18 protein-coding genes are annotated in these 22,262 nt (G+C 65.0%); 5 read left to right on the forward strand and 13 right to left on the reverse strand.

Annotation, left to right across the window (positions count from 1 at the left end; translation table 11 throughout):
• Positions 1–2: 2 nt before the first annotated feature.
• Both DFO50_RS09790 and DFO50_RS09795 read right to left on the reverse strand, forming a co-directional pair.
• A complete protein-coding gene (locus tag DFO50_RS09790) occupies positions 3–887 on the reverse strand; it encodes an alpha/beta fold hydrolase (RefSeq protein ID WP_028498741.1) in 885 nt (294 codons plus the stop codon).
• A gap of 39 nt (positions 888–926) precedes the next feature.
• Complete coding sequence (locus tag DFO50_RS09795) at positions 927–1,982, reverse strand: sugar phosphate isomerase/epimerase (RefSeq protein ID WP_028498740.1); 1,056 nt, start codon at positions 1,980–1,982, stop codon at positions 927–929.
• A 167-nt stretch (positions 1,983–2,149) separates the two neighbouring features.
• Here DFO50_RS09795 and DFO50_RS09800 point away from each other — a divergent pair, with 167 nt between their 5' ends.
• Positions 2,150–2,701, forward strand: a complete 552-nt coding sequence (locus DFO50_RS09800; RefSeq protein ID WP_028498739.1) for a TetR/AcrR family transcriptional regulator — start codon at positions 2,150–2,152, stop codon at positions 2,699–2,701.
• A 7-nt stretch (positions 2,702–2,708) separates the two neighbouring features.
• On the opposite strand, the gene DFO50_RS09805 is transcribed toward DFO50_RS09800, so the two are convergent.
• From DFO50_RS09805 to DFO50_RS19155, 4 genes are all read right to left on the reverse strand, one after another.
• On the reverse strand, positions 2,709–4,040 hold the full coding sequence (locus DFO50_RS09805) for an MFS transporter (protein ID WP_028498738.1): 1,332 nt from the start codon (positions 4,038–4,040) through the stop codon (positions 2,709–2,711).
• A 67-nt stretch (positions 4,041–4,107) separates the two neighbouring features.
• A complete protein-coding gene (locus tag DFO50_RS09810; RefSeq protein ID WP_112692419.1) occupies positions 4,108–5,067 on the reverse strand; it encodes a DMT family transporter in 960 nt (319 codons plus the stop codon).
• 87 nt (positions 5,068–5,154) lie between these two features.
• Positions 5,155–6,285 (reverse strand): serine/threonine protein kinase, encoded by a 1,131-nt coding sequence (locus DFO50_RS09815; RefSeq protein WP_028498737.1) that lies wholly within the window; start codon positions 6,283–6,285, stop codon positions 5,155–5,157.
• 87 nt (positions 6,286–6,372) lie between these two features.
• Positions 6,373–6,513: a hypothetical protein gene (locus DFO50_RS19155; protein WP_156952487.1), complete on the reverse strand. Its 141-nt coding sequence runs from the start codon at positions 6,511–6,513 to the stop codon at positions 6,373–6,375.
• On the opposite strand from DFO50_RS19155, the gene DFO50_RS09820 reads away from it, so the two are divergent.
• Positions 6,512–6,712, forward strand: coding sequence for a YqaE/Pmp3 family membrane protein (locus tag DFO50_RS09820; protein ID WP_028498736.1), 201 nt, complete (start codon positions 6,512–6,514; stop codon positions 6,710–6,712). The two genes, DFO50_RS19155 and DFO50_RS09820, sit on opposite strands and share 2 nt — an antisense overlap.
• A gap of 12 nt (positions 6,713–6,724) precedes the next feature.
• On the opposite strand, the gene DFO50_RS09825 is transcribed toward DFO50_RS09820, so the two are convergent.
• Complete coding sequence (locus DFO50_RS09825) at positions 6,725–7,081, reverse strand: helix-turn-helix domain-containing protein (RefSeq protein WP_036385594.1); 357 nt, start codon at positions 7,079–7,081, stop codon at positions 6,725–6,727.
• Between the two features lie 99 nt (positions 7,082–7,180).
• On the opposite strand from DFO50_RS09825, the gene DFO50_RS09830 reads away from it, so the two are divergent.
• The gene (locus DFO50_RS09830) at positions 7,181–7,930 is read left to right on the forward strand and encodes an SDR family oxidoreductase (protein WP_107889763.1); all 750 of its coding nucleotides are present in this window, start codon (positions 7,181–7,183) and stop codon (positions 7,928–7,930) included.
• A 36-nt stretch (positions 7,931–7,966) separates the two neighbouring features.
• Here DFO50_RS09830 and DFO50_RS09835 read toward each other — a convergent pair whose 3' ends face one another.
• Both DFO50_RS09835 and DFO50_RS09840 read right to left on the reverse strand, forming a co-directional pair.
• Entirely contained in the window at positions 7,967–8,509 is a 543-nt protein-coding gene (locus DFO50_RS09835) for a cysteine hydrolase family protein (RefSeq protein WP_028498733.1), read from the reverse strand.
• Positions 8,510–8,763: 254 nt separating this feature from the next.
• Positions 8,764–9,552, reverse strand: coding sequence for a MetQ/NlpA family ABC transporter substrate-binding protein (locus tag DFO50_RS09840; RefSeq protein WP_107890358.1), 789 nt, complete (start codon positions 9,550–9,552; stop codon positions 8,764–8,766).
• Positions 9,553–9,888: 336 nt separating this feature from the next.
• On the opposite strand from DFO50_RS09840, the gene DFO50_RS09845 reads away from it, so the two are divergent.
• The gene (locus DFO50_RS09845; RefSeq protein ID WP_028498731.1) at positions 9,889–10,971 is read left to right on the forward strand and encodes a PHB depolymerase family esterase; all 1,083 of its coding nucleotides are present in this window, start codon (positions 9,889–9,891) and stop codon (positions 10,969–10,971) included.
• A 1,042-nt stretch (positions 10,972–12,013) separates the two neighbouring features.
• Here DFO50_RS09845 and DFO50_RS19790 read toward each other — a convergent pair.
• Entirely contained in the window at positions 12,014–12,862 is an 849-nt protein-coding gene (locus DFO50_RS19790) for a hypothetical protein (protein ID WP_112692421.1), read from the reverse strand.
• A 24-nt stretch (positions 12,863–12,886) separates the two neighbouring features.
• Between DFO50_RS19790 and DFO50_RS09860 the strand changes: the two genes are divergently transcribed.
• Positions 12,887–18,247: an autotransporter outer membrane beta-barrel domain-containing protein gene (locus DFO50_RS09860; protein WP_146745042.1), complete on the forward strand. Its 5,361-nt coding sequence runs from the start codon at positions 12,887–12,889 to the stop codon at positions 18,245–18,247.
• A gap of 57 nt (positions 18,248–18,304) precedes the next feature.
• On the opposite strand, the gene pyk is transcribed toward DFO50_RS09860, so the two are convergent.
• The 3 genes from pyk to DFO50_RS09875 are packed head-to-tail and all read right to left on the reverse strand — an operon-like array spanning position 18,305 to position 22,240.
• Positions 18,305–19,723, reverse strand: coding sequence for a pyruvate kinase (gene pyk, locus DFO50_RS09865; protein WP_112692423.1), 1,419 nt, complete (start codon positions 19,721–19,723; stop codon positions 18,305–18,307).
• Between the two features lie 19 nt (positions 19,724–19,742).
• A complete protein-coding gene (locus DFO50_RS09870) occupies positions 19,743–20,903 on the reverse strand; it encodes a glycerate kinase (RefSeq protein WP_028500383.1) in 1,161 nt (386 codons plus the stop codon).
• 11 nt (positions 20,904–20,914) lie between these two features.
• On the reverse strand, positions 20,915–22,240 hold the full coding sequence (locus tag DFO50_RS09875) for a GntP family permease (RefSeq protein ID WP_233495232.1): 1,326 nt from the start codon (positions 22,238–22,240) through the stop codon (positions 20,915–20,917).
• Between the last annotated feature and the right edge of the window lie 22 nt (positions 22,241–22,262).

Raw genomic sequence — 22,262 nt, forward strand, 5'->3', positions numbered from 1 at the left:
GGTCAGTGGCCTCCGTCCAGGAAGGGCAGCAGGTGGGCGATAAACGCCTGATCGGCTTCCTCCATGATGAAATGGCCGCAATCCGGGATGATCGCGCCACGCAGATTCGTCGCATGGTCGCGCAGGGTCAGCAGTGGGGCGTCATTGGTGGCGAACTCGGCGCCGATCGCCAGTACCGGCATCCCCAGCTTCCGCCCGGCGCGCACCCGGTTCTGGCGGATGGTTTCCGGGATGGCCCGGTAGTAGGCAAAGCCGCCGCGCAGGCCGCCGGGTGCCGAGTAGGCCTCGATGTATACCCGGGTTGCCACCCGGTCGCGGTGATGTGACCAGGTATCGAACACATAGCTCAGATAGGCCGTCTCGCGCCCGCCAGTCAGCGCTTCCGGCAGGTCCGCCAGCTGGTTGAACAGGAAATGCCACAGGAAGACGTTCTGCTCCGGCGGGACGAAAATCGACGGCGCCGTTGCCAGTCCGGGAATGACGGCTTCAGTGACCGCCAGTCGCTGCACGACCGTCGGGAAGTCGCTGGCCAGCGCGTAGCCGACCCACATGCCGACATCGTGGCCGACGACCTGATAGCGCTCGTGACCAAGAGTCTGCATGACCCGGTGCAGGGTGGCGGCGATGCTGCCGGTGTCGTAGCCGTCTTGCGGCCGGTCGGAATGGCCGGTGCCGGGCGGGTCGACGGCAATGGCCATGAAACCGTGGCCGGCGAGTGCCGCCATGACATGGCGCCAGGCGAACCAGGTCTGCGGCCAGCCGGGAATCAGCAGGACCGGGCGGCCGTGGCCGGCGCAGACGCAGTGCACGCGGTGGCCGTCGATGCGTACATAGCGGTGGGTGAAGGAAGAAGTATCGGGATGCGGTCTGTCGTTCCGGATTGTCATCGGTATGGACTCGGGAAATAAGGAAGGGGCGAAAAGGGCTCAGGCAATGCCGAGCATGGCGTGGATCTGTGCCCGGTCGACGGCGGCACCGGCGAAGTCATCGAACACCTTGTCGGTCACCCGGATGATGTGGTCGTTGATGAAGGCGACGCCTTCGCGCGCGCCATCCTCCTGGTCCTTGAGGCAGCACTCCCATTCCAGCGTGGCCCAGCCCTGATAGTCGTACTGGGCCAGCCGGGAAAAGATCGCCCTGAAATCCACCTGGCCATCTCCCAGCGACCGGAAACGGCCGGCGCGGTCGACCCAGTTGCTGTAACCGCCATAGATGCCCTGCCGGCCATCGGGATTGAACTCCGCATCCTTGACGTGAAACATGCGGATGTGGTCGCGATACCGATCCAGGAAAGCCAGATAGTCGAGTTGCTGCAGGACGAAATGGCTCGGATCGAACAGGATGTGGCAGCGCGGATGCCGGCCGACCCGCTCATGGAAGCGCTCGAAGGTGGTGCCGTCGTGCAGGTCCTCGCCCGGGTGGATTTCGTAGCACAGATTGACTCCCTGTTCGTCGCAGGCATCGAGAATCGGGCGCCAGCGTCGCGCCAGCTCGTCGAAAGCGGCGTCGATCAGCCCGTCCGGACGTTGCGGGAACGGGAACAGGTAAGGCCAGGCAAACGAGCCGGAGAACGTCCCCATCTCGGTCAGGCCCAGCCGGCGTGAAGCGCGGGCCGCCAGCGCCAGTTGCTCCAGTGCCCACTCGGTCCGTGCCTGCGGCCTGCCGCGCAGCACGGCCGGAGCGAAGTTGTCGCACAGGGCATCGTAGGCCGGGTGTACCGCCACCAGCTGACCGAGGAGGTGGGTGGTCAGCTCGCTGATGACCAGCCCGTGCCCGGCCAGCAGGCCGTTGATTTCGTCGCAGTAGCCCTGGCTGTGCGCGGCGGTTCTGACATCAAACAGGCGTGCGTCCCAGGCCGGGATCTGCAAGGCCTTGAAGCCGGTCTGTGCCGCCCAGCCGGCCATCGAGGCCAGGCTGTCGAAGGGGGGTGTGCTGTCGCTGAACTGGGCGAGATGAAGGCTGGGGCCCTTGATGGTCTGCATGATTTTCCATGTCCTAATTCTTTGTCGATCGACAAAGAATAGAGCGAGATTCCCGCTCGCGTCAAGTGCGGACCGGGTTAGAATTCCGCCAGTCGGCATGGACGGGCAGGAGAGCAATGGCGGGACGACCAAGGGAATTCGACCGGGATCTGGCCTTGAAAAGGGCGATGACCGCGTTCTGGGAACGCGGCTATGAAGGCACGTCCATGGCGAGTCTGGTCGACGCACTGGGCATCGCTTCGGCCCGCATCTATGCGGCATTCGGCAGCAAGGAGCAGTTGTTCCGCGAGGCCGTGGCGCTGTACGAGGCGGGGGACGGCGGCTTCGCCACCCGCGCGCTGGCCGGAGAGCACTCGGCGCGGGCGGCGGTCGAGCGCCTGTTGCGCGACGCAGTGACGATCTATACCCGGCGTGGCCATCCGCATGGCTGCCTGGTGGTGTCGGCAGCGACCAACTGCACGGTGGAGAACGACGGGGTTCTGGACTGGCTGGCCGAACACCGGCGCCAGCGCACCCGCTCGATCATCGACCGGCTGCAGGCAGCGAAGGACGGTGGCGAGTTGCGGGCCGATGTCGATGTTGCCGCACTGGGTGACTATTACGCCACCCTGCTGCACGGCCTGTCGGTGCAGGCCCGGGATGGCGTGAGCCGGGCCCGGCTGCTGGCCATGATCGACCCGGCCATGGCCGCGCTGGATGCGGCGCGGGTAACGGCCTGAGACGAGCTCAGCGGTCGTCCAGCGGCCGGTGCGCCGTTTCGTGGATGCAGCGCATCGCCAGCAGGGCGACGACCGAGGCCAGAACCAGATACCAGGCCGGTGCCAGCTTGCTGCCGGTGACGCTGATCAGCCAGGTGGCAATAAATGGCGCGGTGCCGCCGAACAGCGCATTGGCCATGTTGTAGCTGAAGGCAAAGCCGCTGTAGCGGACCCGGGTCGGAAAGATTTCCGACAGGAAACTGGCCAGCGTGCCGTCGTTCAGCGTCAGCAGCGCGCCAAACACGATCTGGATCAGGATCAGGGTCAGAAAGCCGGCATGGTCGAGCAGCATGAACAGCGGCACGGTCAGCACGATGAAGCACAGTGACGCGGCAATCAGCATGGTCTTGCGCCCGAGCCGGTCGGACAGCGCGCCGGACAGGAAGATAAAGCCGATATAGGCGGTCAGCGACACCGTCGATGCCATGAACGACTCGGTTTCCGGCACGCCGAGCTCTGCTGACAGATAGGTCGGCATGTAGCTGAGGATCAGATAGAACGCGACCGCGTTCAGGCAGGTGACACCGAAAGCGATCACCACCTTGCTGCGGTAGGTGGTCAGCAGCACCCGGATCGGGATGGCGCTGTCCGGGGCCTTGCGTTCCATCTGGCGCGCCATGCTGCGGAACTGTGGCGTGTCCTCCAGGTGCAGACGGATATAGCGGCCGACCAGACCGAACGGGGCGGCCAGCAGGAACGGCAGTCGCCAGCCCCAGCTGTGCAGCTGCTCGGTCGTCAGCCAGGCATGCAGCATGACCACGAACAGCGAGCCGAACAGCAGCCCGGCCGCGGTGCTGGCCGGCACGATGCTGGCATACAGGCCACGCCGGCCTTCCGGCGCATACTCGGTCAGGAAGGCGGCGGCGCCTGCGTACTCGCCCGAGGCGGAAAACCCCTGCACCAGGCGGATCAGCAGCAACAGCAGCGGCGCCAGCATGCCGACCTGCTGGTAGGACGGCAGGAAGGCAATGCAGAAGGTGGCGCCGGACATCAGCAGGATGGACAGCGACAGCGCGCTGCGCCGGCCGACGCGATCGCCGAGATGGCCCCAGAAAATACCGCCCAGCGGGCGGATGACAAAGGACAGGGCAAACACGGCGAAGGTGGCCAGCAGGCCGGTAGTGGCATCGCTGGCCGGGAAGAACACCACGGCGATGATGGCGGCCAGATAGCCATAGGACGCGTAGTCGAACCATTCGACGAAATTGCCGATAAAGCTGGCGGTCGCTGCCCGGCGCAAGGCCCGGGGCGGATCGCTGGCGTGGGGGGCGAGAGGCTGTCTGTCGGTCAGGGTGGTCATGTTTTTCTTCCCGTCGGGGTCGAGGGGCACAGTGCGCGTGCCGGGAGCGGGGAACCGGGGTCTGGCGTCAGACCGGTCGGGTTTCCGGTACTTTCCTGCGCTTCAGACCGCGGCCGAGCAGGCCGATGGCCATCTCGCCGGTGCCGCCGGCAATGATCAGCAGCCCGCCCAGCAACTGCACCGCTGACAGCACCTCGCCATACACCAGCCAGCCGATGAACACGGCGGCAACCACGCACTCCCAGTACGACACGCAGGCAAACTCGGCCGCCTTGAGATGGCGGGTGGCGATGGTGCACGCGCCCAGCGCGCCGAAGCCGCAGACAATGCCGATGCCGATCCACCACAGCCAGTCGCTTGTCGCCATCTGCGCCACGCCGGGGCGGGTGAACAGGAACAGGATGCTGATGCCGGCCAGCGCGAACACGAAGTTCCAGAAGGCGCGGGTTTCGCCGGGAACATCGGTGCGGAAGCGGCCAAAGAACAGGAACAGGCCATAGCCGACGCCCGAATACAGCGCCAGCATGTCGCCGACGAAGGTCTTGCTGGAAAACGTCATGCCGAAGTGAACGCCACCGGCGTCGACCGACACCAGCCCCACAATCAGCATCATGCCGGCAAACACGGCTGCCATTGCGAACCAGGTGGCGAATTTCATCCTTTCCTTGAGAAAAATCACAGCCAGCAGGGTGGAAATGATTGGCCCGATATAGATAAAGAACACCGCATTGGCGATCGAGGTCAGCTGGGTCGCCGCGATATAGGCCGACAGGCAGTTGCCCATGAAGAAACCGCTGGCGACCATGCCGGCCGAAATGCGGTAGCTGCGCAGCTCGGACAGCCGGCCCTTCCAGGCCAGGATGGCGAAGAACAGGATGCCGCCGCACAGCATGCGCGAAAAGGCGATCAAATCGCCCTGAGCATCGATATGGCGGGCGAAGAAGCCGACGAACCCCATCAGGGTGGCGGCGATAAAGGCATTGGCAAAGCCGAGTTTCTTGTTGTCGGCCGGGACGGCAGTGGACATGGCGAAGCTCCTGGGGGATGTCACGTGGCCAAAAAGCCCGGTCATGCAGGCGAACGATGACCGGGCTGGCGCGGGTGATGTCCCGGGTTACACGCGGGTGATGTCGTTGAAATCCTGTTTCGGGAAGTAGTCCAGGCAACTGCCCTCGCGGTACACGTCCGCCGTCGAGCAGTGCAGGCCGCCCCCGAACGCATAGGCGTCACGGAAATGCACCGGGATCACGTTCATGCCGAGCTTGTCCATCTGTTCCAGCTGGTTCACTTCGGACGCTTCGACGATCACGGTCTTGTGGTCGAGTACCAGGCAGTTCATCGACAGCCACACCGAGCTGTAGCACAGCGGCGGCGGTTCCTTGTGGGCCGGCATGGCAGCTTCGACAATCTGCCAGTCGTTCTTCTCGAAGATCTCGCGCTGTGCCTTCGGCAGCGGCCGGTGCGGGTTGTTGATGATCAGGCCCGGGCGCAGCGGCACGAAGGTCGCGTCGATATGGATCGGGTACGGGTCGCCGGGGAAGTTGACCGCATGGACCCGCAGTTCCGGGTAGCGGCGCTTGAACCATTCCATCGCCTTGCGGTTGGTGGTCAGCCCGTGCTGGATGAACAGGTCCTTGCCCAGCCGCATCACGTCGGCGGCGTCGAACAGGATTTCTTCCTCGGTGGTGACGAAGTCCTTGTTCGCCGTGCGGACCAGCCGCTCTTCCAGCGAAATTTTCTCGTCGTAGTAGTTGTGCTTGTACGACTTGTCGGACAGGCGGGGACGCGGCGCCTGGCTCCACAGGAATTCCGGGTCCTCGTTGAAGTACTGCGACAGCAGCGGACGGAAGGCCAGGTATTCCCAGTAGCGGCAGCGGAACGACATCGCCGCCTCGATGATTTCATTGCCGATGGTCAGCAGCGTGTCGCGCGGCGGCATGCAGGTCATCATCGAGCCGGTGCGGAAGTCCGGGGTAATGACCGGCTGGTTCCACTGCAGCGGTTCCGGACGGTCCACCCTGACGCCGCGCTCGGTGAGGATGCGGGCCAGATTGTCGAGCTGCGCATTGGCCTTTTCCACCGTTTCCAGCGGGCGCGGACCCCACATGCCACGCATCGGGCTGTCGATCGGTACCTTTTCCGAAGTGGCAGGTTCTTCCGGCGGCACGCAGCTGTGATCGGCACGGCCGACAATGACGTGTTTCAGCGGATCAAAGTCATTCCAGGAATTAACGATCTTGGTCATGGTAAATCACCTTTTCTCGTGTGGATGTGTGTCTTGCACGCCGATATTTGTACGCGCCCACCCGAGTGCTGCCATTCCAAAAACCGTTCAAAAAATGTCAAATACTGACCAAGTTGAATCTGGCGTGATGTGGGTCGGCTTGATGATGCCGACGGCATTGTGGCAAGGTGCCTGACGGGTAGCGGCGACGCCGCGTCCGGCTTCCCTGTCTTGTCTGGAGAGATTCATGCGCTTGTTGCTCGCCATTTTCCTGCCGTGGCTGCAGTTCTTTACCATTGGCCGGCCGTTTTCCGGCCTGTTCTGCCTGCTGCTGCAGCTCACCGTGATCGGCTGGATTCCGGCGGCGATCTGGTCGGTCTATGCGCTGAGCCAGTACAAGACCGACAGGAAAATCGAAAAGGCGCTCGGCGCCCGGCGCCGCCCCTGAGCGCCTGCGGCGTCAGGCCTCCGCGCCGAGGTCGGCCGCGTGCGTACGCATCCAGTCGGCCAGTGCATCCAGTGGCGGACGCAGGGTCTTGCCCAGGGCGGTGACGGTGTATTCGACCCGGGGCGGCACCTCGGCATAGACCTGACGCCGCAACAGCCCCTTCTGTTCGAACAGGCGCAACTGCCGGGTCAGCTCTTTCTGGGTGATCGGCGCCACCGCGCGCTGCAACTCGCCAAAACGGACCGGCCCGTCGATCACGATCAGCCGGTACAGGATCGGAATCGCCCATTTGCCGGAAATCAGCCCGACAAACTGCACCATCGGGCAGGGTTCCGGCGGCGTGTCCCGCTGTGCATGATTCGTCGGCATGGCTATCCAGTCTCCTCTTTGGTATCAAATTGGTGCCTACTATACATTGGGTACCAATGCGTTGACACTGGGGTTTTGACACAGAACGGAGACCCTGACATGCCACGCCTGCAAGGCAAGACCGCCCTCATTACCGGTGCCACCAGCGGCATCGGCCTGGAAACTGCACGCCAGTTCCTGGCCGAAGGCGCCCGGGTGGCGATCACCGGCCGCAACCCCGATGCGCTGGCCGCCGCCGGCCGCGAACTCGGCGAACACGTGATCCTGATCCGCAGTGACGCCGGCCAGCTGGCCGACCAGCGCGAACTGGCGCAGCAACTGGCCGCACACTGGTCGCAACTCGATGTGCTGTTCGTCAACGCCGGCGATGTCACGCACCGGCCGGTGCAGGACTGGGACGAGGACAGCTACGACCGGCTGATGGCCACCAATCTGAAAGGCCCGTTCTTTCTGCTGCAGGCGCTGCTGCCGCTGCTGGCCAATCCCTCGTCGGTCATCCTGTGCGGCTCGGTCAGCGCCCGCATCGGCCTGCCGCAGAGCAGCGCCTACGCCGCCAGCAAGGCCGGCCTGCTGTCGCTGGCGCGCACGCTGTCGGGCGAGTGGCTGGCGCGCGGCATCCGCGTCAACGGCCTCAGCCCCGGCCCGACCCGGACCTCGGCGCTGGGCAAGCTCGGCCTGCCGCCGGAACAACTGGCGGTGCTGAACGACGAGATCCTCAAACTGGTGCCGATCGGGCGCCTGGGCACACCGCGCGAACTGGCACAGGCCGCCGTGTTTCTGGCATCGGACGAGGCCGGGTTCGTGGTGGGGACGGAGTTGCTGGTGGATGGGGGAGTTGGCAGTCTGTAGCGCGGGGAAAAAAGGCCTTGCTCCCCGGCCCCGCACTCAAAACCGCACCTCCTCCGTTTCCATCAACCGGGCCAGCGGCCCGCCCAGGGTCGCATTGTGGTGGGCGACGATCGCTTCCGCCGTCAGCAGCGGGGTGTCCATGCAGGTATGGGCATCGGCGACCAGTAGCGCCTGCAGGCCGAGTTCGGTCGCCACGCGGCAGGTGGTGTCGATGCAGTATTGGGTTTTCATGCCGGCGATGACCAGTTCGCGGATACCGGCCTGTACCAGCCGGGCCTGCAGGCCGGTGCCATGGAAGCAGCTGGGCCGGGTCTTGTCGAAGACCGTGTCGCGGTTTTCATCCACGTCCAGTGCCGGCAGCAGTTGCCACAGCGGACTGCCGGCCTCGATCGGGGAGCCGGGCGCGCCGGTGTGGCGGGCGGCGAAGACCGGTGCGCCGGCCTCGCGGGCAGCGTGGATCAGCCGGTTGATGTTCGCCAGCACGCGGTCGCCGTGCCATGGTCGTTCCGGGCCGTGAAACAGGCCGACCTGCATGTCGACGATCAGCAGTGCGCGCGGTGCGGGGTGGGCGGGATTCATGCCGTTTCTCCTGAGTGTGCCGGCACGGACGGAGAAACGATCAGGCCCCGTCCGGTGCGGGCGGGGCCTGTGGGACAGTGCGCGTTATCGTGCCGATACCGCTACCTCACGACCCGCCATAAGCGGTCGCGGTGGTAGTGAGAGTCTGCAGGATGCTGTTCATGCGCCAAACCTACCGGTGGGCAGGGCGGGTGTCAATGCCGGGGAGACGCCCCGGAACATGGCACCGCCCGGCTGGCTGTCATCTGCCCGGCTCAGAATGCCGGGATCACCGCACCCTTGTAGCGGCTCTGGATGAACTGCTTCACTTCCGGGCTGGCCAGGGCGGCGGCCAGTTTCCTGATGGCGTCACTGTTTCTGTTGTCGTCGCGGGCGACCAGCAGATTGGCGTACGGGGAGCGGGTCTCGACAAACAGCGCGTCGCGGGTCGGCACCAGTCTGGCTTCCAGTGCGTAGTTGGCGTTGATCAGCGCCAGATCGACCTGATCAAGCACGCGCGGCAGCGTGGCGGCTTCCAGCTCCCTGAACTTCAGGTGTTTCGGATTCGAGGTGATGCTCTTGACCGTCGCGGTAATGTTGTTCGGGTCTTTCAGCGCAATCACCTTGTTCTTGTCCAGCAGCAGCAGCGCGCGGCCGGCGTTGACCGGATCGTTCGGAATGGCGACGGTGGCGCCATCCGGAAGATCGCTGATGCGCTTGAACTTGCGCGAATAGGCGCCGAACGGCTCGATATGGATCGGCTTGCTGGCCGCCACCAGATGGGTGTTGCGGGTCTTGTTGAACTCGTCCAGGTACGGAATGTGCTGGAAGTAATTGGCATCGAGGCGTTTTTCCTCGACCTGCACATTGGGCTGCACGTAGTCGTTGAAGACCTTGATATCGAGATCGACCCCTTCCCGGGCCAGCGTCGGCTTGATGGCTTCGAGGATTTCGGCATGCGGGACGGCGGAGGCGGCGACGGTCAGCTTGACCGGTGCAGCGGCGAAGGACAGCGAGGCGGACAGCAGCGACAGCGCGGCAGTCAGAGTGGCAAGGCGTTTCATGTTCCGGGACTCCTGGGTCTGGTCGGTCCGGCCGGGGGCCGGATGGCAAATGGCGATGCGTCTCGTCAGCGGTGCCGACATCGGCAGGAAGCGTTGCGTGGCGTGATGGCGTCAGTCACGAAGAAGTCCTGTTGTCACAGTGGAAAGGGGGAAAATCGGCTACGGTGTCGGTACACCGTTGAACGCACTTTACGCCGCTCCCTTAAAACCGGAAAAACGATTAAATGGAAAACAAATAACAAAAAGTGCTTGGAGTGAACGCGTGATCGGGCGGGAAACCGGTCCGGCATCCCGTCGCTGCCAGCGGCGGGGCCGGGCGGACAGTCTGGAGAAGTAATGGGACGCAAGCGCAGCAAACCGGTCAGCATCTGGACCGCGTTGTCCGATGCCACAACCAGAAGCGCCACCCGCCTGCAGCGGGCGGTGGCGCGCAGCATGGTCAACGCCGCTGTCGAACAGGCCAATGCCGCCAGCCGGGCCGCGCGCAAGGCGCTGACCGGCGTGGCATCGCCCACCGCGACGCCGACCAGTCGCGGCAGCGGGCGCTGGGAAAGCGGCCAGGGGGGCCTGGGGCCGGCCCTGATGCGCCGCTACCTGGTCTTTGTGCCGGCCGGAGTGACGCCTTCGCGGCCGGCACCACTGCTGCTGTTGCTGCACGGCTGCAAGCAGGACGCCGCCAGCTTCGCGGCGACGACCCGGGCGGCGGCTCTGGCCCGGGCAGAACGCTGCATCGTCCTGCTGCCGGAGCAATCGCTGCACGCCAATCCGTATCGCTGCTGGAACTGGTTTCGCTCCGATACCCAGGTGGCGGGCGAGTCGGCCATCCTGATGGCGCTGACCGAGCAGGTCAGCCGGCGCTATCCGGTGCGACGCGAGCGGCGCTATGTCATGGGACTGTCGGCCGGCGCCAGCATGGCGCTGACCCTGGTCCTGCAGTTTCCGGAACGCTTTGCCGCCGTGGGTGCCCATTCCGGCGCGGTACCGCACAGCGCCAGCAATGCGCTGCAGGGCCGGCTGGCGATGCGCGGCGACCGCGAACCGGACCTGGCCAGCCTGCGCCTGCGGCTGGCGGGGGGGCGGTTGCCACCGCTGATCGTGCTGCACGGTGACGACGATGCCGTCGTGTCGATCGACAACGCTGCTGCGACGACTCAGCTGTGGCTGGACCTGCTGCCTGGCGAAATGCCGCAGCCCGGGCCGACGCGCACGCTGCAGCGCGGCGCGCGGCGTGCTTTTGCCCAGACTGACTGGATGCTGGGCAGCACCTGCCATGTGCGCCAGATCCGGATAGCGGGGCTGGGCCATGCCTGGAGTGGTGGCGCGGCACGGCAGGCATTTTCTGATCCGGGCGGACCTGATGCGCTGACACTGGCCTGGCGTTTCTTTGCGCCAGGGGTCAAGGCCGCCAGGCGTCGCTGACAGGCGGCTGAATCCGTGCTGGATGTTACCGCGCCGATTCGCCCCCCCCCGCTTTCTTTCCTTCAGAATTGAATGCGGAATTTAATCGGTTAAAGAATTTTCTTGAAAATAAACAAGCATTATTACGTGCCATGGCTGTGGTTTTGCAATGAAATTACAGCGTATTCCTCTTGAGTGATTGTTTCGCTGATGGTCAAGTGATCACTGCGTTTTTTGCCAGCTCATTTCGGGCAATTTTCATCAAAACATTTCGATGGCCAGCACGCTCCGTATTGGATTTGCGTGCCATGGCCATGCGGTTTCTGTCGGGTTTTCCTCCGATGGCGGACTGCGCTATTAATCTATGGAGGTTATTGTGAAGAATGCATCCACGGGATCCAGGGGCATCAGCGGGTCATCCGCGCGGAATGGTCATTGGCGTAAACCGCTTCATGCAAAACGGCGCCGCCGGCTGGACCGTTTCTGGCTCGGCGTGCTGGTCCGGCGACAGTCTGCACTGCAGTACCAGCAGTGGCGAAACGGCCGGGCGATGCCGGGCTGGTTGCGCTGGATGTTTGCCGCCGTACTCCGTGGCGGGCGTGCTGCACTGCTGACGGCCCTGGTCGGACAGGCTGCCATGGCCGGTCAGGGCAGCCGCGGCGACACGTCTGACATTCAGGTCGCAAAAGCCATGGCCTGCGGTACCGACCCGCTCACCGGGCAGCCACTTCCCTGCCTCCGCCAACTGGAGGAGAAGGCGGAAGGCGGCGGCATGAGCATGCCGTCGATAAGCACAATCGGGTATGCGCTGGCCGCAGGGGGGGGGATTGCGTTGCTGGTGTCGGCGGGCGGCGGGGGATCCTCATCGGATGACAAGCAGAAAACCTCGGGAGGAAAGGGCGCTGCGCCTGATACCCCGGTTGCAACATCGCAGGTAAAGGGCGTGGCCAGCGTTAACCCCAGCCGTAATCCGGGCGACGATACTGGCGGCGCGGGAGGAGTAAATCCGGGTGACGGTACTGGCGGCGCGGGAGGAGGCAATCTTGGCAGCGGTCCTGGCGGCTCAGTAGGCGGCAATCCGGGTGACGGTACTGGCGGCGCGGGAGGAGTAAATCCGGGTGACGGTACTGGCGGCGCGAGAGGAGTAAATCCGGGCAACGGTACTGGCGGCGCGGGAGGAGGAGTAAATCCGGGCGGCGGCTCTGGCGGCGCGGGAGGAGTAAATCCGGGCAACGGTACTGGCGGCGCGGGAGGAGTAAATCCGGGCGGCGGCTCTGGCGGCGCGGGAGGAGTAAATCCGGGCGGCGGTACAGGCGGCGCGGGGGGAGTAAATCCGGGCAACGGTACTGGCGGCGCGGGAGGAGTAAATCCTGGCAACGGTACTGGCGGCGCGGGAGGAGGAGTAAATCCTGGCAACGGTACTGGTGGCGCGGGAGGAGTAAATCCGGGTGACGGTACTGGCGGTGTGAGAGGAGTAAATCCGGGCGGCGGCTCTGGCGGCGCGGGAGGAGGAGTAAATCCGGGCGGCGGTTCTGGCGGCGCGGGAGGAGTGAATCCGGGCGGCGGCTCTGGCGGCGCGGGAGGAGTAAATCCGGGTGACGGTACTGGCGGCGCGGGAGGAGTAAATCCGGGCAACGGTACTGGCGGCGCGGGAGGAGTAAATCCGGGCAACGGTACTGGCGGCGCGGGAGGAGTAAATCCGGGTGACGGTACTGGCGGCGCGGGAGGAGTAAATCCGGGCGGCGGTTCTGGCGGCGCGGGAGGAGTAAATCCGGGCAGCGGTTCTGGCGGCGCGGGAGGAGTAAATCCGGGCAGCGGTACTGGCGGCACGGTTGGAGGAACCCCGGGTGGTAGCTTGACCGCTGCTGTATCCCCGACTGTCCTGCTCTCCGTCGCAAATGAGCAGACCCATATGCATGCTGGTCCGGAAAGCAATGTGAACCTGACCGTGCGGGGTGAATTGCACAATCTCGGCAGCGGGATCCTGAACATGGTCGGGGATGTGACCCCCTCCCGGGATTCGAATGCGCTTTATGGCGGGGTATTGCGAAATGACGGCGTCCTGAACCTGACGGCACGGCTGAATGTGCTGCAGCAGAGCGAAATGCTGAACCAGGCCGGTGGCAAAATCGCGCTGCAGGGACATGCTGCCTTCTTTCTCTCGCCGGGCAGTACCCTCGTCAACGATGGTGAGATCACGGCATCCGGGAATGACCAGAGCGCTCTGCGTTCGCCGGTGATATTGAGCATGGCCGGCGGCAGCGCCAGAAACGGATCCCGGGGAGGGAGCCGGCCGGTCGTCAATAACGGAAAGATAACTGCCAGTGGCGGTTTTGGCGTGGTCAGTGCGGAACATGGTTCGGTAAAACGCCAGTTCATCAACCGCGGGACCATCGATTTCACCGCCACGGACCACATGACTCGGGCGCTGAATGTGGCACCGTATGGCGACTACAATGACCTGATAAACGACCGTGGCGGCGTGATTACCGTAAGAGGCAACAATGCGGTCGCCATGAATAGCCATGGTGGATATTCGCACCTGATCAACCGCGGCACGATCAATCTGGGCGAGCCCGGCACGACCGATACCGGGATGGTGGCCATGCAGTTGTCCCTTCAGGGGTACAGGATGGAACCATCAGGCGAATGGGGAGGCGTGCCGGCGTCACTCAGCGCGGTTATCGTCAATGACTACGGTGGCCGGATCAATATCCATGCCAAAGACTCTTATGCATTCAACATTGAAGAGGGGGCCTCTCCGCACAAAACCGGGTACCTGCTCAATCGTGGTCAAGTCGATGTGGCATGCGGTGACATGGGCCGTTGCGGATTCTTCAAGACCGAGCATACCCGGCTGCATGACCTGAGCGGCCGGGTGCAGGATTCGCAATTCTCTTATGCGCTGCCGGCCACGCTGCCGCAGCCGCAGTCACAGGTGCAGGTCCGGTTGCCCGTCGGCAAGGCGCGTCTGCACACCAATACCGGGATCCTGCGGGGCATCACGCTGGAGGCAAAGGGCAACGTGCACAACACGGCCAGTGGCGCCGTGGTGCTGGAGGGAGAAGATCGCAGCTGGTACCACGCCATGCTCCGCAACGACGGCACCCTGAATGTGGCCACCCGGCTGACCGGATCGGAGGGGAGCGATCTGATCAACAGCAAGGGCGGGCTGATGCAGTTCTATGGCGACGGCGTCATGGTGCTGTCGCCCGGTGCTTCGTTCCGCAATGACGGCACGATTGTTGCGCATGAGTTGGCCGACACCAACAGCGAGCGTCATCTGCTGACGTTGCACAATGTGCAGCAGGGCAATGACCGGACAAGCGAAATCATCAATGGCGGCAAACTGATTGCCCGTGACGGCTACGGCGTACTGAGTGTGCGCAGTGCCAGGCCGGAGTTGCTGCGGACCTTCATCAATCGCGGCCGGATCGAGTTCACTGCCGGGAACGGCAGGACGCGTGCATTGCATATCGAGCAGTTCGGCAATCACAACACGCTGGTCAACGATGTCGGCGGCGAGATTACCGTGCGCGGCAACCACGCCGTTGCCATGAGCAGTCATGCCGAATACTCCAGGCTGATCAACCGCGGCGTGATCAATCTGGGCGATCCGGGAACCAACGATACCGGCATGGTCGCGATGGAGCTGGGACGCTGGGGGGAGGGGGCGCCCGACCAGCGCCCGCGAACAGCCTTGCTGGTCAACGATCATGCCGGCGTGATCAACATTCATGCAAAGAACTCATCCGCATTCCGGATAGAAAACGACAGCCGTGATCTCGGTTATCTGCTCAATTTCGGCAAGGTGCGCTCGCTTTGCGGTGACAACAGTTGCAGGAAATTCCACAACCCGTACAGCACGGCCCGGGAGCGGACCCTTTCTCCTGAAGGGCGGGCCTTCTCCTACGCGGTGCCGCTGGTGGTCGCCGAGGGCAGCAGCCACGTCCACGACGGCACGAGCCTGAATGCCCTGCTGAGGGCAAAAGGACTGCTGGTAAACAATGCCGATGCCACGCTGACGCTGGTCGGGGAGGAAAGCAGCCGCTTCAGCAGCGGGCTGCACAATCGCGGCCGGCTGGAGGTATCGGCGACAGCGCTGCTGGCCGAGAGCAATGGTAACCTGGTCAACTTCGAAAACGGCGATATCCGTTTCTCCGGTGCCGGGCACATGAAGATGGTGTTCAACAGCAAATTCATGAATTACGGCAAGATCACCGCTGAATCCTTCAACCCCGAACAGGGGCAGCGCGAGATGGTGAACATGGTGACGGCCGGGCCATCCGACAAGGGCGAGCGGATTCACCGCAATCTGGGGACGCTGATTGCCCGCGGCGGTTACTCCGTGCTCGGGCTCGGGGCGGCGGGGAAGAATGCACGGCGCAGCTTCATCAACCACGGCACCATCGATTTCACGGCCGAGGGCGGCGTCAGGCGGGCACTGCGGATCGAGTCGTACGGCGAATACAACGATATCGTCAACGACGTGGGGGGCTCGATCACCGTGCGCGGCAACGGTGCCGTTGCCATGAGCAGCCATGGCGAGAATTCGCGGCTGGTCAACCGTGGCACGATCAACCTGGGCGAGCCCGGTACGCAGGATACCGGCATGGTGGCGCTGGAAATTGGCGCCTGGGCTGCGCGGCACCGGCCCGGCCAGCCCGATCCCGCAACGAGGACGTCGGTCCTGCTCAACGACGACAGCGGGGTCATCAATATCCATGCGAAAAATTCGCACGCATTCCTCATTGCCGATGACACCAGGACCCGCGCCTATCTGCTGAACCGCGGCCGGGTGGAACGGCTCTGCGGAAACAGCAGTTGCAGTCACTTCAAGGATACGCATACCAGCTCACTTGACCGGACTGCCTGGCAAGTGCAGGGGCTCGAGTACGACTATGTGCCGCCGCCGCTGCAGGCACTGCCCGACCCGACGCAGCCGCCGGCATCGCTGATTGTCCCGGCCCGCCAGAACTATACCCATACCGGAACCCGCAGCGTCATGCTGGCAGCGGAAGGGGACGTGACGAACAGCGCTGGCGCCACGCTGTCACTGGCCGGGCCGGAGCCGAGCTATTTCCTCTCGCAGCTGCACAATCACGGGACACTGGCGGCGACGTTGCCATTGAGGGGAATAGGAAATGCCGCACTGACCAACTTCGAGGGTGCCACCTTCAACCTGTCCGGCAAGGGGCGAATCGAACTGTCGTTCCGCAGCGAGTTCAGCAATCGTGGCACGGTGCTGGCCGAACGGCCCGAGGCCGGTGCCATCGAGCCGGTGATGCTGTCGCTGGACCTCGGCGTCCGGGAGAACGACCCCGATATGCAGCTCGCCAACCACGGAAAGCTGGTCGCCCGCGACGGCTATCGGGTGCTGGCTGCCAGGGGAAGCATGGGACGGCGCAGTTTTCTGAACTACGGCAGCATTGATTTTACTGCGGCCCGCGGGACGACGCGTGCGCTGCAGATCGGGTCCTTTGGCGACAACAATACCCTGATCAATGCGGCGGGCGGCGAGATTACCGTCCGCGGCAACGGTGCCGTCGCCATGAGCAGCCATGGCGAAAACACGCGGCTGATCAATCGCGGAACGATCAATCTGGGCGAAGCCGGGACGACCGATACCGGCATGATCGCGATGGAACTCGGGCAGCGGGGGCCCTCGGCAAATGGCGAGCCCGGCCGACCGGCGCGCAAGGCCGCCATCGTCAATGATCACACTGGCATTATCAATATCCACGCCAGGAACTCCCATGCTTTCAGCATTGCCGGGGGCAACGGGGACGCAATCGGCTTCCTGGTCAATCGCGGGAAGGTCCATGCACAGTGTGGCGACGAAAGTTGCGGGACGTTCGGGGATGAGTCTACCAGGGCGCAGGACCGGACCGGCCAGAACGAAGAACGCCTGCTCGGCGGCGGTGACGCACTCTCTTCGGCCTCGTTGCGCGGTTATGTGGCGATGACCAGGCCGGACGGGCGGATCGGCACGCTGGACGGGGATGCCCTGAATCTTGACGAAGTCAGGGTCGACACCAGCTTTACCCTTGGTTCGGCGGCCACGCGCATGGATTTTGCCAGGCTGGCGCGAGCCGGTTACATCGAAGGCGTCGACGGCATCCGCTCGATGACGGATGCCTGGCGCGCCGTCGGCTGGCGGGATGCCAGTGGCGATGTCGGTGTCACCATGATCAAGAACGATTACCGCGATCTGGTGGATGACGCGTCGTTGCGCCGGGTGGCCGGGGCGCTGCAGCAGGGCTACGACGCGGGCGCGCTGTTCCGCAGCCTGGAACTGATGCATCGCAAGGATATCGCCCAGGCGATCCGGCAGCTGTCCGGTGCCGGCATCCAGCAGGCACTGCGTCCGGTGCAGGTGCTGGAACGCCGTTTTGCACGTCTGGCCGATGATGCGGCGGTCGATCTGGGCTCCGGCTTCGGCTTCAACCTGCTCAGCCGTGGCCAGCGCGGCACGCAGCTTGGCGCCTCGTCCTATGACATGGTTGCGCTGCAACAGCGCTTCGACATCGCCGGCCACGGGCAGGTGGCCGTGCGTTACGGGATCGCCCGGGTGAAGCCGGACGGGACGGACGACACCGGCCTCAGCGGCAGCAGCCAGTTGCTGAGCGTGAGTCATCAGCAGCCGCTGTCAGCCAGCGGGGGGAAGGACGGACCGCTGCTGGAAAGCGAGTTTCGCTATGCACTGCACCAGGTCAGCACCCGGCGCACGGTACGCTACGGCCAGGACGAGCTGCAGGTTCCCGAGCAGGAGCGGGTCGTGGTCGATGCCCGGCCGCGTGCCGACCAGCGTCGCGACCACTTTACTGGCCAGGTGCTGCGGGTTGCCAGACCGTGGGTCTCGGCGAGCGGCTGGGCGCTGACGCCGCTGGCCGGTCTGAAACTGCACCATTCCCGCGATGCGGCGCTGAACGAGCGGGACGGTGGCATCGCTGCCCTGAAAATCGCTGCCCGGCGGGAAACGGCGCTGGAGGGGGTCGTCGGATTGCGGCTCGACCATGACGGCAGGCAGAGCGGCCGCGGCTGGCTGGCGGGCTTCGAGGTCAAGGGCCGGCCGACGTTGTATCGACGGGCCGGTACGCGCGATGCGCAGTTCACTGCCGCACCGGGACAGCGTTTTGCACTGGAAGAGGGGCCGAGGGGCAGATTCAGCTACGACAGCCGCCTGAGCCTCAGTCATCACGGGCGGGGGACGCGATTCACCCTCGGTGCGTATCTGAGCCGGGATGACGGCCTGCCGGACCGGGGGGTGATGGCGAACTGGCTGCGGCAGTTCTAGGCATCATGCGGAAATGGGCACCGATGGCCGGCGTGGCATCGGTGCCCGCTGCCTTGCTCAGGCCACTTCGACGATCAGCAGGGTATTGGTGCTGCCCGGCTGGCCCATCGATTCGCCGAGCGTGACCAGCAGCCGGTCACCATGGCCGACGACGCCCAGCTCGCGCAGTGCGCGTTCGGCCTGGGCAACCGCTTCTTCGCGCGTGCTGGCATTGTTCACCGTTTTTACCGGATAGACGCCACGGAAAATGCATACCTTGCGGCGGGTCGATTCTTCCGGCGTGACCGCATAGATGGGCACGCCGCCGTCGACCCGGCTCATCCACAGTGCGGTCGAGCCGGACTGGGTCAGCGCGGCGATGGCACGGGCGCCTATGTGGCCGGCGGTAAACAGCGCGGCCATGGCGATTGACTGATCGACGCGGGTTTGCGGCCGGTCGAGCAGTTCCTTGTCGAAGGTGTTCACGGACGAGGTCTCGGCCGCGACGCAGATCCGGGCCACCGCCTCGACCGTCTCTACCGGATACCGGCCGGTGGCGCTTTCCGCCGACAGCATTACGGCATCAGTACCGTCGAGCACGGCATTGGCGACATCGGACACTTCGGCCCGGGTTGGAATCGGCGCCGAGATCATCGATTCCATCATCTGGGTGGCGGTGATGACAAAGCGGTTGTGCTGGCGCGCCTCGCGAATCATGCGTTTTTGCAGGGCTGGCACCGCCGCGTCGCCGACCTCGACGCCGAGGTCGCCGCGCGCGACCATGATGCCGTCGGAGGCGAGCAGGATCTCGTCCAGATTGGCAATGGCCTCGCAGCGCTCGATCTTGGCCACCAGCATGCTGCTGCCGCCGGCTGCCGCGACCAGCGCCCGCGCCTCGTGCATGTCGGCAGCCGTCTTCGGGAACGATACCGCAATATAGTCGGCGCCGAGTGCGACGGCAGTCTGCAGATCCTGGCGGTCCTTGCCGGTCAGTGCCGGTGCGGACAGGCCGCCTCCCTGGCGGTTGATGCCCTTGTTGTTCGACAGCGTGCCGCCGACGCGGACACGGGTATGAATTTCCCCGCCGGTCACCCGCTCGACATCGAGCACGATGCGACCGTCGTCGAGCAGCAGCACGGCGCCGGCTTCGACATCGCGCGGCAGATCCCTGTAGTCGAGGCCGACCCGGCCGGCGTTACCCAGCGTGCAGGCGGCATCGAGAACGAACGGGTCGCCGGGGTGCAGCTGGACGGCACCGTCGGCAAAGGCGCCGACACGGATCTTCGGACCCTGCAGGTCGGCCAGAATGCCGACCGATACACCGAGTCGATCGGCCGTTTCGCGTACCAGCCCGGCGCGGGCGATATGGTCGGCCGCGCTGCCATGGGAAAAATTGAGCCGGACGACGTTCACGCCGGCAACGATCAGCCGTTCCAGCGTGTGCGGATCGCTGCTGGCCGGGCCGAGCGTGGCGACAATCTTGGTGCCTCTGGACATGCGGGTCTCCGGTGAGGGGTCAGCCGCCACGACCGGCATGCCCCAGCCGTTGGCCGATGGCGAGGGTCGCGGCGATATTGCGGGCGGTGAGACGCAGGTTGTCGGCGGCATCGCGCAGGGCTTCGGCGGTCGAGCAGGCCTGGTACAGCACGCTGAACACGGCATCGATGCCGTGGGCGTGGACCACTTCCGCATCCGCCGTCAGGCAGCCGGCAATGCCGATGACCGGGACATGGTGCCGCTTGGCGACCCGGGCGACGCCGATCGGGGTCTTGCCATGAATGGTCTGGCTGTCGATGCGGCCTTCACCGGTGATGACCAGGTCGGCATCGCGCACCACGGCGTCGAGTCCGACCGCTTCCATCACGATTTCGATGCCCGGCAGCAGCCGCGCGCCGAGGAAGGCCAGCAGCGCGGCACCGGTGCCACCGGCGGCACCGGCGCCGGCCACGCCATCCACCTGCACGCCGAGATCGCGTTCGATCAGGGTGGCAAAGTGCTTCAGATTGGCATCCAGCTGGCGGACCATTTCCGGTGTCGCGCCTTTTTGCGGGCCAAACACGTGCGAGGCGCCGTCCGGACCGGTCAGTGGATTGTCGACATCGCAGGCGACGTCGATGCGGCAGTCTGCCAGCCGCGGGTCGAGGTCGCCGGCATCAATGCGGACCAGCCGTGCCAGTGCACCGCCGCCCGGGCCGATTTCGCGGCCATGCTCGTCGAGCAGGCGCACGCCCAGCGCCTGCAGCATGCCGGCGCCGCCATCATTGGTAGCGCTGCCGCCGATGCCGACGATAAAGCGCCGCGCCCCGGCATCCAGTGCCGAGCTGATCAGCTCGCCGGTGCCATAGGTCGTGGTCTGCAGCGGATTGCGCGAGCCGGGGGGCACCAGCGCCAGCCCGCTGGCCGTGGCCATCTCGACGATGGCGGTTGCACCGTCGCCGCTGAGCCCGTAGCAGGCCTGGACGGTATCGCCCTGCGGACCGGTAACGGCCAGATCGATACGGCGGCCGCCGGTGGTGGCGACCAGCGCTTCCATCGTGCCTTCGCCGCCATCGGCGACCGGCAGCTTGACGAACTCGGCGTCTGGCCAGACTTCGCGCATGCTGTTCTCTATCGTGGTGGCGACTTCGAGCGCGGTCAGGCTTTCCTTGAACGAGTCGGGGGCAATGACGATTTTCATGGCACGTTTTCTCAGAAGACCTTGAAGACGCCGAACAGCAGGGTCGACACGATGGTGATGACCAGACCGATGGCCGTTTCGTACGGAATCAGCTTCAGGCGTTCCTTCATGCTCATGTTCACGGCACCGCCGGTGGCGTGGAAGAAGCTGCCGTGCGGCATGTGGTCGAAGACCGTGGCGCCGCTGTGAATCATGGCCGCGGCGGCAAGCGCCGGTACGCCCAGTTCCAGCAGTGTACTGCCGAACACCTGCGAGGCAACGGCGGTGCCGGCGGTGGTCGAGGCGGTTGCCAGCGACATCAGCGCGCCGGACACCGGCGCCAGCAGGTACGGGGCCATGCCGGACGCCTGCAGACCGTCGATCAGCAGCGTCTTGAGCGCCGACGAGCCGATAATGCCGGCCAGGGTGCCGGTGCCGAGCAGCATGATCGCCACCGGCGCCATGCGGCCGAGGCCGGCGATCGCATACTGGTTGCTGTGACGCAGCTTGCCCATGGCCAGCGCGCCGAGCAGGCCGCCGAGCGGCAGGGCAATCAGCGGGTCGATCTTGATGTCGGCGAGCGGGCGCAGGGCCAGCAGGGCGATGGCGACCAGCGGCGCGACCATGGCCGGGCCGAAGCCGGGCAGGGCTGCATGCTCGTGGGAGATCAGCTCTTCCGGCGCCACCTTGCTGCCGCGCTGAACCAGGCGCTTGGCAATCAGATACGTCACGATCAGGCCGAAAATCCCCGGCACGATACCGGCGGTCATGATGCTGGTCAGCGGCAGGTGGAACGCGTCGGCCGCCGCGATGGCGTTCGGGTTCGGACTCATTACGTTGCCGGCCTTGCCGCCCCCGATCATGGCGATGAGGATGGCCATTTTCGACAGGTCGGCCCGGCTGGCGATCGCCAGCGCGATCGGTGCCACGGTAATGACGGCAACGTCGATGAACACGCCGACCGCGGTCAGCAGCAGGGTGGCCAGCGCCAGCGCCAGCAGGGCGCGGGTTTCGCCGAGGCGCTTGACGATGGTCTCGGCAATGGTCGATGCAGCGCCGGATTCGATCAGCACGCCGGCCAGCACACCGGCGGCAAGAATGCGCAGCACCGCCGGGATGATGCCCTTGGCACCACCCATCATCAGATCGACCGTCTGCGACATGTCGATGCCGCCGGCGAGGCCACCGACCAGGGCGCCGACCATCATGCCGTAAGCCGGCGGGACCTTCTTCAGAATCAGTACGATGGCGACGACCAGTGCCGCCAGCGCGCCCAGTGTGGATACCTCGACCATGCCGCTCCTTGCATGCCCGTAACGGGCGATTTCGGAAAGCGGCAAGGGTAACGATGCCGTCATTTTCCGGCCTCGTGCGAATGCC

Origin of the sequence: Microvirgula sp. AG722 (genome assembly GCF_003269145.1) — a bacterium.
Classification (GTDB): Bacteria; Pseudomonadota; Gammaproteobacteria; order Burkholderiales; family Aquaspirillaceae; genus Microvirgula; species Microvirgula aerodenitrificans.